The following is a 14,567-nucleotide window of genomic DNA, read 5'->3' as shown; positions in this document are numbered from 1 at the left end:
ATGATTAGATTATTGCTGGTGTTCTTGGGGATGAACGCGCTCTGGTACGCGGCGTATTTGCTGGTGGATCATCCGATACTGCCTAGTCCGCTCGAGGTCTATCAGGCGATGGGACAACTCGGCGGAAGGGACATACTGCTGAATGTCGGGTACAGCCTGATGCGGATTTTTGCCGGAGTCCTGCTGGCGTTGGTCGTCGGCCTGATGATCGGGCTTCTGATGGGGCGTTCGGCACGCTGGAACAAGCTGTTGGACCCGGTAGTTTATTTGACTTATCCTGTGCCCAAGATCGCCTTGCTCCCGGTGGCGATGCTGTTCTTCGGGCTCGGCGAGACTTCCAAGATTCTTATGATTATGCTGATCCTGCTATTTCAGATTATCATTTCCGTACGGGACGGGGTAAAAGCCATTCCGGCGAGTACCTATGATGTCCTGACAAGCATTGGCGCAGGGGCTGGTCAGAAATTTTGGCATGTCACCCTGCCCGGCGCGTTGTCCGTCATCCTCAGCACGATCCGTATCTCGCTGGGCACGGCCATTTCGGTCCTGTTTTTTACGGAGATCTACGGCACCGAGCATGGTATGGGCTTCTTCATTATGGACGCCTGGCTCAGGCTGGATTATCCGCAAATGTACGCCGGGATTCTGCTGTTCAGTCTGGTCGGCTTCGTCCTGTTTCTGCTGGTGGACCTGCTGGACTACCGATTCATGAAGTGGCGGAAGTAGGGAGGGGCGAAATTTTGCCGTTTGGATATGAGATATTTAAGGATAAGACCGCTCCATCCAGCGGGGGGAGACCTGCGCTAACCTATCGTTACAATTATGATTTCAGCCTGGCGCTCGTGATTTACATGAAGGAGAAACAATTATAAATATACAGTCCCACCGTCGGAGTCCACATCATTAACGGGAAAATCTCCCGTTAATGTGCTACTCTAGGGCTCTTGGACCGGATTTAGCTGGAAAAGTACCATCTATTTCCCGGCCCCATGGCCGAAATACACAAATTCAGACGAATTAGTGGGAGGTTTTCCAGCTAATTCGCCTCTGCAGCCGCATACGTACCAAATTAACGGGAAGAAGTCCTTTTAATTTGAACCAAACCATGAGTTGGAGGCCAAGCGTGTGAAAGGAACCCTTTTACACCCCCGTGGCTCCTGCAAACGTTGCCTGCCGCTGCAATATCATAGCTCAAGTAGCGCTGATGTATAAACTCGGTTATCTTCCAAATCGTTGTCACCCCTTGGACAGCGTCAGGATGGCCGGGCTTTTTTGTACGTGATCCCCCATGCAAGCGCATAAGTATAGGTCTAGTGCTTTATCCGTCTGGCGGCCTGGCGGGGAAAGGGTCCTTTCGATAAGCACTTTTATCGTCCTTCCTCTGTATACAAGGAGAATTGGCGATACAAGTCGAATCTAGAAGAATATCCTGCAGGATTTTAAAAGGCTTCGGCGGGATTTTTATATTGCTTGCCCATAGAGGACGGAGGATACATTGAGGAAAATCATGATCGTAGAAGACGACGAGACGATTTCGTTCGGCTTGACCGTCGCGCTTCGCAAAAACGGCTTCCTGCCACTGGCTTGCGCGACTTTGGCGGAGGGGAGGGCGATGTTTGGCGAGAACGACGATCTCGCGCTTGTTCTGCTGGACTGGAATCTGCCGGACGGGACCGGGTATGGATTCTGCCGTGAGGTCAAAGCGGTCCGGGACGTGCCGCTGATCTTTCTGACAGTGAGGGACGATGAACAGGACATCGTTCAAGGGCTCGACTCGGGGGCGGACGATTATATCGTCAAGCCGTTCCAGTTGTCGGTATTGTTATCCAGAATCAATGCGGTGCTGAGGCGGACGAAAGATGTCGGTCAAACCGTCATGCGCTGCGGAGAGATTATGCTGGATAAGCAGAAGGCGGCGGTATGGGTTGCGGAGCGGGAGTTGCTACTGACCGCGGGAGAGTACCGTTTGCTAACCATCCTGCTGGAAAACAAAAATCAGACCCTGACGCGGCCGCAGTTGTTGGATAGGCTATGGGACGCCGAGGGGAATTTTGTCAACGACAATACGCTTACCGTGACCATGAAGCGGCTGCGCGAGAAACTGAATTATCCCGCCTGCCTCAAAACGATTCGCGGCATCGGTTACCGAATGGAGGAGCTCTCGTGATGACCAAGCGTTCCTTTCTGCAGGGTCTGACGATATTGGCCGCCTGCCTCCTGCTCGGGACGGTTTTAGGACTGCTGGCCGATCGGGTCCTCGCCCGGCAGGAATACCGGACGATCGCGCAAATGCTGGGCGCTGCACAGCAAATAAACCCGCAAGCCGAGGACGGGATGATGCAGGCGCTGAAAGCCGCGTCCCCCTCGGACTTTGCCGCGGGAGACCGAATCCTTCGCCAATACGGCTACGGCCCCGCCGTTTTCCATCAGCGGCATGCTTTAACTCTGGTCGGGATCGGTACAGGAATCTTGCTGATTCCGGGGATGGGGTTACTCATATGGCTGCTGTTCCTTTCAAAAAGGCAACAAGGGCGTATTCGCGGATTAACTACATATCTGGAACAGGTCAATCTCGGCCGGGAAATGCTGCTGGTGCGGCAGGAGGATGAATTCTCCCGGCTGGAGGATGAATTGTACAAGACGGTTACGGAGCTCCGGCAAACCCGGGAGAAGGCCTTGCGGGAACGGCAGGCCCTGGCCGAAAATTTGGCGGACATCTCGCACCAGCTCAAAACCCCCATGACCTCCATGTCGTTAATGACACAGCTTCTGGCGGATTCGTGCGAGGGGGAAGAGGCGGACTACGTGGATAATCTGAGCCGGCAGCTTCGGCGTCTGGAAATGCTCGTTGCCTCGTTGCTGAAGCTGTCGCGGTTGGACGCGGGCACCTTGGAATTCAAGCGGGAGCCGGTGGATGTATATGCTATGCTGCTCCGTGCCGTTGAACCGCTGGAAGAGGCGCTTCGTTTAAAGCAATTGCGGATTGACATTTCAAACGAGCCCGGAGTGAGCTTTAAGGGAGATTCTATATGGACGGCGGAAGCCTTCCTGAATCTGATCAAGAACTGCAGCGAGCATACGCCGGCGGGAGGAACGGTTACCCTCCGGTATTCACAAAACCCGCTTTATACGGAAATCGTCGTGGAGGACAACGGCGAAGGCTTTCGTATGGAGGAGTTGCCGCACCTGTTTGACCGCTTCTATAAAGGAAAAAATGCGGCTAAAGACAGTGCGGGCATCGGCCTCGCCATTTCACGCTCCATCATCGCCAACCAGAACGGAAGCATCCGGGCCGAAAACGCGCCTCACGGCGGCGCCCGGTTTACGGTGAAGTTCTACGCCTGACTCCAAGTGCCGGGGAAAGGCTTTTTTTTATCTCCACTGTCACTGAAATGTCATTTAAGGCTGATACGATGAAGGCTGTAAAGGAGGCCATGTCCATGCAGTTATTAACGTGTGACAATGTAACTAAAATTTACGGTTCGGGCGAGGCGAAAGTTACAGCGCTGGATCAAATCAATCTTTCGGTGAACAAAGGCGAATTCGTTGCCATCGTGGGTGCGTCGGGATCGGGGAAATCAACGCTTCTTCATTTGCTAGGAGGCGTAGACCGCCCGAGCGGCGGGAAGATATGGATTGAAGACACCGACATTTCAACGCTGAGCGAGGAGAAACTGGCGGTATTCCGCCGCCGCAAGGTGGGGCTGATTTATCAGTTTTATAATCTCATCCCTACGCTGGATGTGCGCAAAAATATTTTGCTGCCCCTGCTCCTGGACGGCAGGAAACCGGATGAAGCACGCTTTTCCGAAATCGTCACAACGCTTGGTCTGGCGGATCGGCTAAACCACCTGCCCAGCCAGTTGTCCGGAGGGCAGCAACAGCGCGTCGCTATCGGCCGTGCTTTGATATATCGGCCGGCTCTGTTGCTGGCGGACGAACCGACGGGGAACCTGGACCGGAAAAACTCCGAGGAGACCGTCGAACTGCTCAAACTATCCCACAGCCGCTATCGGCAGACGGTTCTGTTGATTACCCATGATGAGAAAATCGCGCTTGAAGCCGATCGCATTATCACGATCGAGGACGGAAAAATCGTCTCCGATGAGGTGATGAAACGATGAATATCCTTGCCGAGTACACCCTGGATTATGTGCGCCGCAACAAAAAAAGCAGTGTTGCTATCCTGATTGCGATTCTCATCGCTACAACGCTGCTGTCCGCGCTCTGCGGTTTTCTGCATACGATGTATAAGGACCAAATCCGTCTGACGATTCATAAAGAAGGCAACTGGCATGCCGAACTGTTTGCTGACACCCCCGGCGATAAGTTGAAATATGTGACAGGTCACCCCAATGTGGAGCAGATTATGATCAAAGGCGCATGGGAAGTGGCACAAATTGAGGATCCGCGCAGACCGTACCTGGTTATGCGCGGGCTTACCTCAAGCTTCTGGAGCGATATGCCTGAGCGTCAACATATCCTGGAGGGCCGGATTCCGCATCATCCCGGGGAATTAGCCCTGTCCAAACAGTATTTTGAGCATCATCCCGACTTAAAGGTAGGGGATACGATTCGCTTGCCGGTGGGCAGCCGGGTACTGAACGGCGAAACACTGGAATCCCGATCCATCTACAAAAAAGGAGAACGCTTTGTCCCCACGGCGGAGCGGAGCTATACCGTGGTCGGGAAACTGGATATCACCACCAGTTCCACCACCCCTGCCTATCTTGCTTACGGTTATCTGGATGAGGCGTCGATAACTCCGGAAGACAAGCTTACCATCTATATGCGCTTTAACAATCCCGGTACGGCGTATGAGGATATTGTCGCGATCGCCCGCTCCATAGGCTATAAGCCTGATGAATACGGCGATTACATGGTGAGAATGAACAGCAGTTTGTTAGCCCATTATTTTGTGTTCCCTTCCGGGCACGGAAGCCAATTTCAAATTTGGCAATTCTCATGGCCGCTGATGTTTGCGGCTATGGCACTTCTGGTCACCGGCCTGTTCGTCGTGATTATCAGCAACGCCTTTGCCATCTCGGCAAATGCGCGGCTTAAGCAACTCGGAATGCTGCAGAGCATCGGCGCTTCGCCGAGACAAATCCGGCGTTCGGTCATTCTTGAATCGCTGATCTTATCGGTCGTTTCGATTCCATTGGGTTTGTTCTTCGGTTGGCTTCTGGACTATGGCTTGTTTGCTTATATCAGCTCGCAAGAGAAGCTGCGGGAAATTCAAGACATCCGGCTTGCCTTTGGCCTGCCAGCCGCGCTTCCGTCCGTACTGCTGGCTCTGCTGACCGTATGGCTATCGGCGTTCATCCCCGCCCGAAAAATCAGCAAAATGTCACCGATCGACGCGATTCGTCAGGGAGGTGAAATACGGGTCAAGAAATTGCGAAAGCCTTGGCTTAGCGGCAAACTCTTCGGGATTGAAGGAGAACTCGCGAAAAATACCTTGCGTGCCAGAAAAAAATCGTACCGTACCGCGGTCATCTCCCTCACTTTGTCCTTTTGCTTGCTGAGCGGATTTTTGCATATGTTTTCAATCCTTGAGGTAGCCAATACCCTTTTTAGAGAAGATAGCCTTCATGAATCCGAGGAAAATATCGGGCTGCAAATTTTGGACGGAAATATGATGGACCCGCAAATGGAGGAGCAGATACGGTCCGTCCGCGGGGTGAAAAGCGCGCTGTTTGTAAGTCATGTTCCTGCGGCAATGTGGGTAAAGGAGGATCGGCAAAGCGACGCGCTTGCCGGAATAGGCGGTTTTTCAAGGATTGCCGACAGCGGTCGATACTCGTTGTATGAGGAAAACGGACGCTACCGTTTGCAGACGATTTTGGTTGCGCTGGATGATCAAAGTTTTGCCGAGTACAGTCGGCGGATCGGCGCGGACGCCCGCTTGTTTTACGATAAAGACGTGCCACGTACCATCGTCGTCAACCAGGTTCAGGACGATTTGCGCAGCAACCGGCGCGAGACTGTTCGAATTCCGTTTCTGAAGCTTCATCCAGGTGAACGGTTGAATTTGGAGGAGAAGGTCTATTCGGAAGACAAGGGCAGTTATACTTTCACTACCGAAGTTGGTTACTTGACGGATGAAATGCCGCCCCTCGGAGAGAGATACGACAATTTCGAGCTGGTGCAGATCATGCCGCGCAGCGTTTACCTTGGCATCGTCAGTCAAATGGTGGAGGACCGAGCTATGCGTGCGCGATATGTTTCCATTCCGGTTGTGGCGGAATCCGCAGATAGGATTGAAGGCGTCACGGCCGAGTTGAAAAATGTGTGCGATAAATGGTATGGGTCGGGAGATTACGAAATTCGGAATATCATTGAGATAAAGGAATCGGGCGACAAAGGTCGACAGATGATGAAGTTCATTATCGTGTGCGTATCGGGCTTTCTTGCCTTGATCGGGATAGCCAATGTATTTTCCACCGTTTCCGGAAATTTGCAGCAGCGGCAGAAGGAGTTTGCCGTGCTGCGATCCGTAGGAATATCACCCCGGGGAATCGGGCGATTGCTGCTGCTCGAAGCCCTGTTGTTCGGTTTAATCCCCATACTATTTAGCATTCCGGTCGCCGTTCTTATCATTTGGTCTTTCCTCAAGATCAATATGGTAAAGTTAAGCGAATACCTTCCTCACATGCCCTTGACGGCGTTAGTCTTGTTCGCCGCGCTGATTATGGCTTCCATTACGCTCGCTTACATCTTGGGCGGCCGGAGATTGAAACAGAGGACGATTGTTGACGTTCTCAAGGATGAAACGGTATAAGCTTAGAAAGTATGTTTGGAAGAATTAATATTAACTCCTGAAAATGAAAGAGAATCGCAAAAAAGAGGAACGCTTGTACGTGCTTTCGTTATAGGATAAAATGGAAATACAATTGAATCTTGGGTGGGCATGGTCTCCCTTCGAAGGGAGGTGAGCCATGGAGGTTAAAGATGCGATTCTCATCATGATTGCTTTTGGTACATTTATCATTGCACTTTTAACATACATCGGGAATAACAACAAGAGAAAGTAAAAAAAACCCACCCTAAGGTTGCACGCCGAAGGTGGGTCTTTGCCTTTTGAATACTCAGAGGGGAATCCCCATCCAAGCCAATTGTCGAGGCCAAGTGTTCGCAGCACTTGGTCTTGTTACATAAATAATACCATAGAGAGAACTGATCGACAAGATTAAGGACAGAGAAGAAACATTATAATACTGCGGATGATCGGCATGCCCCCTTTAAAATACAGGCGCCAAAACAGGGCTTGAGCCTTCCTCCGAAGGTCCAAGCCGAAAGACCCGGCCGACTACCGCTTCTGGTTCACACTCCCTTTCACATGGCCGACTTGGACTTCCCCACTGCCGGATTGTTTGACGGTGACATCGCCGTCGACCTGGTCGATGTCGAGTTTGCCGTCGCCAACGTCGATGATCGCGGAACCGCCGATCCGTTCCGCGGTTATCGCGCCGTTCACATTGGTGACATATAGGTCGGCCGCCGCGTTTCGGATATCGATGTTACCGTCGCGGTTATGGATATTGATCTCTTCTCCAATGTTCTTAATATCGATCTTTCCGTTGACATTATCAATCTTTACGGCGGATGCAAGATTGGAGATGTGGATCGAGCCGTCTTGATGCGATAGGATCTCAACCGATAGAGCGGCCGGAATAGTTACTTTCAGACTGACGCTCCCCTTCCCGCTGGCTAAAAACTGCCCCTTGAAAAAAGCGTTCAAGTACGCTCCCCCATCACGTTCTTCCAGCCTTAACTGAAGTTTGTCCGGATCGATATTTCCGGAGTGGCTGATTTCGGCGGAAACCTGAATCGTTTCGCTCCGGGCATCCCCAATAACTTCTATATCGCCGTTTCGGTGGTCGATGACCAGCGATTTCAGCGAGGCGGCGTTCAACTGCAATTCTTTGCTTTCGGTCTTCGTTCCCGCCTCCGATTGACAGGCGGACAGCAGCAACAAAGCGACGATTAGGAGCGAATAGTGAATATATTTCATAATAACCTCCAAATTAAAGATTGATTTGGGCCAATTTCGTGTTTAAACCACATCACGCTTGACAAAAGCTGGGTAAGAGACCAGATGCATGATAAGAAGATGAAGCAGAATAAACACGGCCGAAAACCCGAAGGACATGCCTGTGACGGAGGGATCGCCGAGAACATATTGGGTGAGATTCGTGTGCGAAAAAACGAAATATTTGGTCCATCCCCAGCCGTTCATCGCGGTTGCAATAACAAATCCCGCCACGGCCACAAGCAGGGAGATGACGATGGAGAAGGTTGAGCTCTTGAACGCCGCGGAAATCATAAACGCTAGAGTAACCGTCAGCAGAAGAAACGGAATTTGCAGCAAGTAGGCTTCGAATAGGGCCTGAATAATCGTTGTTTGTTCCACAACGCCGTTCTGAACGTAGAGGTAAGAACTACCCAATCCCTGAAAACCTAGAACCACGCCTCCAAGGACTACGGAAATCACCGCTCCGATCGACAGCAGGGCAAGCCCGAAAAGAAGGCAAGCCATGTACTTGGAAATATAAATTTTGGTCCTGCTCGCGGATCGCGTCAGCAATAGCTTGATGGTACCGCCGATGAATTCGGCGGCCACAATTTCCCCGGCAATAATGACGGAAATGAACGAAACGGCGACCATCAGATTTCCCGCCTGGTCTACGGCAAAACTCCAGGTGTTTGTTGAAGGGGGCAGGTCCGTATCCAGATGATACTGGTTGAGCAGGATGCTTTTTTGAGCCTGCTTGAGTTCAACGGGTAAAGCGTCCGGCTCGTTCATTTCAAGCTTGAGAAAGGCGATTTCCTGTTCCAATTGACTACGCCAATCTTCCTGGGCAGGAACGCTGCCGGTAGACCTCAAATTTACAAATTGAATAAGGGTGAACAAAACGACGATGCCGATTAAAATCCAGTTGCGCTTTCTTTTGTAAATCTTCATATTTTCATTGCGAATCAGGTTGATCATCTGGCCTTGTCTCCTTCCGTCATTTCCAGAAAAGTATCCTCCAAAGAAGGTTTGAGCGTATGGACGCCATAGATTTGGATACCGGCCGCCATCAGTTTTTGGGTCAGCTCGGGTATTTTGGTTTTTGCGATTCGCAGGACGATATGATCGTTGTCTCTTAAAATCTCCAGACCCGCGGTCAAGGTTTGAAGAAGTTGAACAGCTGCCTCGGGCCGGTCCACTTCAAATCGGACTTGAAGTTCGTCCGTTTGCGCCATTGCGGACAAGTCGCGGATGCCGATTAATTTACCCTGCTGCAGAACCGCCACGCGGTCGCACATCATTTCCATCTCCGACATCAGGTGGCTGGATATCATAATGCCTACTTCTTCCTGACGGGCCAAATGGATCAGATGCGCCCTAAGTTCGCGGATGCCCGCCGGATCCAGACCGTTTGTAGGTTCATCCAGCAGGAGCAGGGAGGGCTTGTGGATAAGAGCGATTCCAAGGCCCAAGCGCTGACGCATACCGAGCGAATAAGTCCCTACTTTGTCATGAATGCTGTGTTCCAAGCCAACCAGGGCGATGATCTCTTTGATTCGTTGTTTGGTTACGCCTTGGCTCATTCTCGCAAAATGAACCAGGTTGTCATATCCCGATAAATACTTGTAAAGATCGGGATTTTCAACAATCACCCCGATGCTGTTCATCGCCTTCGCATGATCGGTTTTCGTATCGACGCCATTAATGATGATCCTTCCCGCCGTCCTGCTCATCAGGCCGACGATCATACGAATCGTTGTGGTTTTGCCGGCGCCGTTCGGTCCCAGCAGCCCGAGAATCTCCCCTTTGTTCAAAGTTAAGGTGAGGCCATCAACGATCGTTTTCCTGCCGATTTTTTTGCTGAGCTGATCGATTTGCAATACGGTCACTTCTGCACACTCCTTTTGTTTTCGCGTATGGAATAGGCTATAATTCAATGTTAGTCGCGTAACATGATGTCATCCTACCGAACAGACTGTCATATTAACCAGTTACAAACTGTCACTACCTTTCGTGACAATGCGAAAAGCGCTACAGGGAAAGATTTATTCGACCATGACAGGGGAATGTATGTATGTTGGAACGTTTTAAAACCGGCGGGAAATGGTCATGGCCGGATTGGGTCATGCTGTGCATTCACGGCGTTTGGGTTACCGCGGTTTTGATCTTTATGTATCAAGATCAGCCGGATTTTCCGTTGGGATTCGTGTTGCCCGTACTCCTGGCCAGTCATTTAATACCGTTCATTCTGGTTCATTACAAATTCCCGCATTATCTTGCGGCCGCGCTGATCCTGGCCGGAGGAACTTCGATCCTGCTGGCTTACAACTTCGGTTTGCTTCGATTGTTTCTCCCCGTCCTTCTTATGTTGGGGTTTTATACCCGCGGAAGAGGGCACGCTTTGGCATTACCGTTAGCTGTGGGCATCTTTGTGATAAGTGCGACGGCACCCGGCAGTCCGCTTGCGTTACAGCGCCCCTTTTGGGGGCAGAGCGTAGCGGACGCGCTGGTGCTTTACGGCGTCGGTTTTGCCCTGCAAAAGGGAGCGGCCGCCATTAACAACATCAGCAACAAGCTTGCCGTTGTGAAAGAGCAGTACACGATCCTGGAGCAGTATTCGTCCCAGATCGAAAAGATGACGCTGCTGGAGGAACGCTACCGTTTGGCCCGGGAACTGCACGATACGATCGGGCATAGCTATACTTCTTTAATCCTGGGCATGGAAGCGCTGCGGCCCCAGATCGGTTCGCCGGAAGGGGAGGAGAAGCTTGGCGCATTGCTGAGCTTGGCCAGAAACGGGCTAGATGAGATCAGGCGCCAAGTCCATCGCATGGACCCTGTGGAGGAATCGGTTCCGCTGGATCAGGCGCTGATGCAAATGATTGAAGAATTCAAAACAAGTACGGGGATTCGCGTGTTTTTTCGGACGATGGGACAGCCTTACCCGGTCATGAAGCAAGCCAAGCTCGTGCTGTACCGCTGTCTTCAGGAATCTTTGACCAATGCCAGCCGGCACGGACGAGCCAGCCGGATTGAAGTAACGCTTCAATACGATGCGGCTTCGCTCATGCTGCAAATCCAGGACAACGGCGCGGGAAGCTCGAAGCTGCAATATGGTTTCGGCCTGAACGCGATGCGGGATCGCCTGTCCGCCCTGCAAGGAAATCTGTATATTCACTCCCATGAAGAACAAGGAACCCTCGTCACCTGCGCCATACCTAACCGGGTCCATGAGGGGACCGAGCGCATCCGGGTGCTTATCGTAGACGACCAGCTGCTGGTGCTCGAAAGTCTGAGGCTGCTGCTTGGCGAAGAAAAGGATATGCAGGTGCGCGTGGCCGGTGACGGGAGGCAGGCGATGGAGGCCTGCGAGCGGGAACTGCCGGACCTCATCTTGATGGACATCCACATGCCTGAAATGGACGGTCTTCATGCCACCAGGCTGGTGAAGGAAAAGTGGCCGGAAGTCCGCGTCATCATGATGACGACGTTGGATGAGGTCGATGTCGCGGCAGAGTCGCTGCGCCTGGGGGCGGAGGGGTACCTGTTGAAGTCGGTGCATCCGAAGGAACTCGCGGCGACGATCAGACTGGTGTATAGCGGGGGTACGATGATCTCGCCGCATGTCGCGCAGCAGCTTTTTCAGCAGCCGGACAACAACGTGGCGAATCCTTACGGTTTAACCGAGAGGGAACGGGATATTCTTCAGTGCCTGACGGAAGGGCTCCGGAACAAGGCGATTGCCGAGAAGCTGCATCTGTCGGAAGGGACGGTCCGCAATTATATTTCATCGATTTATCTCAAGCTGCAAGTGAACGACCGCGATGCGGCTGTCGCGAAAGTCAAAGAGGAACAGCTCGGTGTAAAAAGCTCCTGAGATGCGCGATTCCGCTTCTTGGGGGCTTTTGGATTTTACATATCTATTTTGTGTTGCCAAGCCACTCTTCGCTATCGCATTTTACACCGCCTGGAATTTGTTCCAGAGAGATGTATTCAGCGTTCCGATAATCGCGTTCCTTTTCCGCGATTTACCAAGATAGGGCGGCGAGTCCGTCGGAGTATCCGGCCCCCCCCCCCGATAAATAACGGGAAAAGCTCCCGCTATTTCGGATATTACCGGCCGCGGTTTGTGATTAGATGGAAAACATCCAGCTAACCTCCGGCACCAAGGCCTATTTTCCCCTTTATGGTGGGATTAGCGGGAGAAACTCCAGCTAAATGGCGCCAATTGCGCGAATCAAGCAAAATTAACGGGAGAAACTCCCGTTAATCGGATTTTTGCCACCGCTCCTTCCCAAAGCTTCACGCCATCCATGATTTCCTTCGGAACATGTACTTACCCAATAAGAAATAGAAGACAAAGCTGATGCCGACCATCGCGTACAAGCTCCATTCCTGAACTCGCGGCGAGAAAGGGGTGCCCTGCGGCATCATGGTATAGAAAGGCAGAACAAACGGAAACCACATGCCGAGCGAAGACGGGAGGCCGGAGAACACAATGTTCAGCAGGACGCAGACGACATTGATGCTGAAGGCGATGCCGAAGTTTTTAAACCGGCTGGAAAACCATAACTGGATGGCGGCTAACGGCAGGATGCCGAACCAGCCCAACACGGCGCTGCTCACCACGAACAGCCAATCGACCCGGCCTTCAACGCCGGCAACCATGCCGCTGCCGATCTCCGCCGCGATAAACAGTACCTGTATGATCGCCAGCATGCAGAGCAACACGGCGTACTTGGCCGAATAGATGCTGGAACGGGAGTAAGGTGTGGCAAGCAACTGCTTCCATCCCCCCGATCTATGTTCGTACAAGCAGATCAAACCCGCGATGGTACCGGATAACAGCGGAAAGAAAAACGCCGTATGCAGGTTTATGATATACATCAGGTAATTCGGCCAACTCGGCTCGTAAACTGCGGAAAGCATGCCCCAATTGCTGCTAGCCAACGATACATCCGCAATCAGGGCGATGAGAATAAGGACGGCGATCAGCCGCCATTGAATTTTCATGAATTCCGCGGTAAGTAGTTTGTTCATCTCTATTTTCCTCCTACCATTCTTTCCTTTTAAAATGCCAACATCCCGCGGCCAGTAAAACGACTCCGACGACTAGGCCGGCAAGTACCCACCGCCCGTGTCCGGGAAGGAGAGGGGTGGACAGTGCGGGATACGTCCACGGCATGTAATGGAGAACGGGAAACGTCGAACGCGCCAAAAACAAACTGGCCATGGAACCGGCCGCTCCCGCTCCTATCGCTATCGATTGGTTGGCAAACACGATAGATAACCAGGTTTGGATGGAGATAAACGCTAAAACGGCGCAAAAACAATAGAGCGGCTGTTTGACGATGATTTCGAGCGGTGCCGGTTCATGAAACAACAGCTTCCAGAGCACGATCGTGCCCGCGATAATCAGCGATACTTCAATGAACAGCAGCAGGCATGCGACGATCCATTTGCTTAAGTAAATTTTCGGCTTCGCTACAGGGATCGTGCAGATCCGGTTCCAGACTTTCGTTTCATGCTCCGTAGACGCCATGACGCTGGTGAGCAAGGTGACACTAAGCATAAGGGTAAAAGAAAGAAAAAAGTACATCACGGACATCGTGGCGTAAGCACCGCCGGGCGTTTCCCGAAAATTCATATACCAGAACGCGCTAATCACCCCTAATAGCAAAACCGCCGCGGCGACCGGCAGTACGAGGCAGAACGTTCTCAATTTCATCCATTCCGCGCGAAGCAGCCTGATCATAAGCTTCTCCCCATGCCGGTCATGCCGAGGAAGATTTGCTCCAGTGACCGATCCCCGCCCAGCTCCTTTAGGGAGGACAGGCTGCCCTGATAAATGAGTTTTCCTTCATTAATGATTCCCACATGATCCGCGACCTGTTCAATTTCATACAATAGATGGCTCGACACCAATACAGTCATGCCGTACATGTTTGGCATGGCGGTGATCAAACCGCGGATTTCCTGTATGCCCGATGGATCCAGGCCGTTGGTCGGCTCATCAAGAATCAATAGTTTGGGGCGATGGAGGATCGCCATTGCAATGGCGAGTCTTTGTTTCATGCCCAGCGAGTATTTTCGGACCGCTTTGTCGGCTTGATCCGTTAAACGGACCGATTCCAGCGTTTCCGCAATGCGCGACTCCGAAGCTCCCAACAAGGTGGCTGCGATTTTCATATTTTGATATCCCGACAAATGTCCGTAATAGGACGGCGATTCAACCAGCGATCCAATCTGCCTCAGAATTTCAATCCGCGCTTCCGGGAAGGGCTTGCCAAAAATCGTGATGGTGCCGCCGTCGGGCTTGATCAGTCCGAGCAGCATTTTGAGGGTGGTCGATTTCCCGGCTCCATTAGGTCCCAAAAACCCGTAAACCGAGCCTTCGGGGATTTGTAAATCAACCCGGTTCACGGATAGATGTTCGCCAAATTGTTTGCATAAAGCGTCTGTTTCGAGGATATACCGTGCCATTCTCTTTGTTCACCTCTGTTCATATTCTTTCCACAGAGTAAGTGAACAAAGTAAACGTCAGGTAAAC

General features: G+C 51.9%; 13 protein-coding genes and 1 pseudogene. 8 read left to right on the top strand and 6 right to left on the bottom strand.

Annotation, left to right across the window (positions count from 1 at the left end):
- The 7 genes and pseudogenes from FRY98_RS03075 (at position 1) to FRY98_RS03050 (ending at position 7,037) form a co-directional block, all read left to right on the top strand.
- Positions 1–726: an ABC transporter permease gene (locus FRY98_RS03075; RefSeq protein ID WP_225038196.1), complete on the top strand. Its 726-nt coding sequence runs from the start codon at positions 1–3 to the stop codon at positions 724–726.
- Between the two features lie 29 nt (positions 727–755).
- Positions 756–866: pseudogene (locus FRY98_RS29165) on the top strand (ROK family protein); the annotation flags it as partial.
- A 641-nt stretch (positions 867–1,507) separates the two neighbouring features.
- Positions 1,508–2,167, top strand: coding sequence for a response regulator transcription factor (locus FRY98_RS03070; RefSeq protein ID WP_211373247.1), 660 nt, complete (start codon positions 1,508–1,510; stop codon positions 2,165–2,167).
- The gene (locus FRY98_RS03065) at positions 2,167–3,345 is read left to right on the top strand and encodes a sensor histidine kinase (RefSeq protein ID WP_148450272.1); all 1,179 of its coding nucleotides are present in this window, start codon (positions 2,167–2,169) and stop codon (positions 3,343–3,345) included. The genes FRY98_RS03070 and FRY98_RS03065 overlap by 1 nt, the downstream gene beginning before the upstream one ends.
- A gap of 95 nt (positions 3,346–3,440) precedes the next feature.
- Complete coding sequence (locus FRY98_RS03060; protein WP_148450271.1) at positions 3,441–4,124, top strand: ABC transporter ATP-binding protein; 684 nt, start codon at positions 3,441–3,443, stop codon at positions 4,122–4,124.
- Positions 4,121–6,784 (top strand): ABC transporter permease, encoded by a 2,664-nt coding sequence (locus FRY98_RS03055; protein ID WP_148450270.1) that lies wholly within the window; start codon positions 4,121–4,123, stop codon positions 6,782–6,784. Before FRY98_RS03060 ends, FRY98_RS03055 begins: the two co-directional genes overlap by 4 nt.
- A gap of 157 nt (positions 6,785–6,941) precedes the next feature.
- Positions 6,942–7,037: a putative holin-like toxin gene (locus FRY98_RS03050; protein ID WP_148450269.1), complete on the top strand. Its 96-nt coding sequence runs from the start codon at positions 6,942–6,944 to the stop codon at positions 7,035–7,037.
- A 275-nt stretch (positions 7,038–7,312) separates the two neighbouring features.
- Here FRY98_RS03050 and FRY98_RS03045 read toward each other — a convergent pair whose 3' ends face one another.
- From FRY98_RS03045 to FRY98_RS03035, 3 genes are read right to left on the bottom strand one after another with little or no spacing between them, the layout of a single operon-like run.
- A complete protein-coding gene (locus tag FRY98_RS03045) occupies positions 7,313–8,017 on the bottom strand; it encodes a DUF4097 family beta strand repeat-containing protein (RefSeq protein ID WP_148450268.1) in 705 nt (234 codons plus the stop codon).
- A 42-nt stretch (positions 8,018–8,059) separates the two neighbouring features.
- Positions 8,060–8,995, bottom strand: a complete 936-nt coding sequence (locus tag FRY98_RS03040) for an ABC transporter permease (protein ID WP_148450267.1) — start codon at positions 8,993–8,995, stop codon at positions 8,060–8,062.
- Positions 8,992–9,906 carry an ABC transporter ATP-binding protein gene (locus FRY98_RS03035; RefSeq protein ID WP_148450266.1) on the bottom strand — a complete coding sequence of 305 codons (915 nt, stop codon included), beginning with the start codon at positions 9,904–9,906 and terminating at the stop codon, positions 8,992–8,994. The genes FRY98_RS03040 and FRY98_RS03035 overlap by 4 nt, the downstream gene beginning before the upstream one ends.
- A 185-nt stretch (positions 9,907–10,091) precedes the next feature.
- Here FRY98_RS03035 and FRY98_RS03030 point away from each other — a divergent pair, with 185 nt between their 5' ends.
- Positions 10,092–11,894: a helix-turn-helix transcriptional regulator gene (locus tag FRY98_RS03030; protein ID WP_148450265.1), complete on the top strand. Its 1,803-nt coding sequence runs from the start codon at positions 10,092–10,094 to the stop codon at positions 11,892–11,894.
- Between the two features lie 425 nt (positions 11,895–12,319).
- Here FRY98_RS03030 and FRY98_RS03025 read toward each other — a convergent pair whose 3' ends face one another.
- Genes FRY98_RS03025 through FRY98_RS03015 form a run of 3 tightly spaced genes read right to left on the bottom strand, consistent with a single transcriptional unit; the run spans position 12,320 to position 14,500 of the window.
- Positions 12,320–13,057: an ABC transporter permease gene (locus tag FRY98_RS03025; RefSeq protein ID WP_148450264.1), complete on the bottom strand. Its 738-nt coding sequence runs from the start codon at positions 13,055–13,057 to the stop codon at positions 12,320–12,322.
- A gap of 13 nt (positions 13,058–13,070) precedes the next feature.
- Positions 13,071–13,772, bottom strand: coding sequence for an ABC transporter permease (locus tag FRY98_RS03020; RefSeq protein WP_148450263.1), 702 nt, complete (start codon positions 13,770–13,772; stop codon positions 13,071–13,073).
- Positions 13,769–14,500 carry an ABC transporter ATP-binding protein gene (locus FRY98_RS03015; RefSeq protein WP_148450262.1) on the bottom strand — a complete coding sequence of 244 codons (732 nt, stop codon included), beginning with the start codon at positions 14,498–14,500 and terminating at the stop codon, positions 13,769–13,771. Before FRY98_RS03015 ends, FRY98_RS03020 begins: the two co-directional genes overlap by 4 nt.
- Positions 14,501–14,567: the final 67 nt, after the last annotated feature.

The organism is Paenibacillus faecis (assembly GCF_008084145.1).
GTDB classification, from domain to species: Bacteria; Bacillota; Bacilli; order Paenibacillales; family Paenibacillaceae; genus Fontibacillus; species Fontibacillus faecis.
Note: the sequence above shows the minus strand (reverse complement) of the source record. Positions and strands in the feature narration are given on the sequence as shown.

What these genes read in the sequence shown, in the direction of transcription:
- FRY98_RS03070 (WP_211373247.1), top strand. Translation starts at nt 1,508, where the DNA reads ATGATCGTAGAAGACGACGAGACGATTTCGTTCGGCTTGACCGTCGCG.
- FRY98_RS03045 (WP_148450268.1), bottom strand. Translation starts at nt 8,017, where the DNA reads ATGAAATATATTCACTATTCGCTCCTAATCGTCGCTTTGTTGCTGCTG.
- FRY98_RS03075 (WP_225038196.1), top strand. Translation starts at nt 1, where the DNA reads ATGATTAGATTATTGCTGGTGTTCTTGGGGATGAACGCGCTCTGGTAC.
- FRY98_RS03015 (WP_148450262.1), bottom strand. Translation starts at nt 14,500, where the DNA reads ATGGCACGGTATATCCTCGAAACAGACGCTTTATGCAAACAATTTGGC.
- FRY98_RS03060 (WP_148450271.1), top strand. Translation starts at nt 3,441, where the DNA reads ATGCAGTTATTAACGTGTGACAATGTAACTAAAATTTACGGTTCGGGC.
- FRY98_RS03020 (WP_148450263.1), bottom strand. Translation starts at nt 13,772, where the DNA reads ATGATCAGGCTGCTTCGCGCGGAATGGATGAAATTGAGAACGTTCTGC.
- FRY98_RS03065 (WP_148450272.1), top strand. Translation starts at nt 2,167, where the DNA reads ATGACCAAGCGTTCCTTTCTGCAGGGTCTGACGATATTGGCCGCCTGC.
- FRY98_RS03025 (WP_148450264.1), bottom strand. Translation starts at nt 13,057, where the DNA reads ATGAACAAACTACTTACCGCGGAATTCATGAAAATTCAATGGCGGCTG.
- FRY98_RS03055 (WP_148450270.1), top strand. Translation starts at nt 4,121, where the DNA reads ATGAATATCCTTGCCGAGTACACCCTGGATTATGTGCGCCGCAACAAA.
- FRY98_RS03040 (WP_148450267.1), bottom strand. Translation starts at nt 8,995, where the DNA reads ATGATCAACCTGATTCGCAATGAAAATATGAAGATTTACAAAAGAAAG.
- FRY98_RS03050 (WP_148450269.1), top strand. Translation starts at nt 6,942, where the DNA reads ATGGAGGTTAAAGATGCGATTCTCATCATGATTGCTTTTGGTACATTT.
- FRY98_RS03030 (WP_148450265.1), top strand. Translation starts at nt 10,092, where the DNA reads ATGTTGGAACGTTTTAAAACCGGCGGGAAATGGTCATGGCCGGATTGG.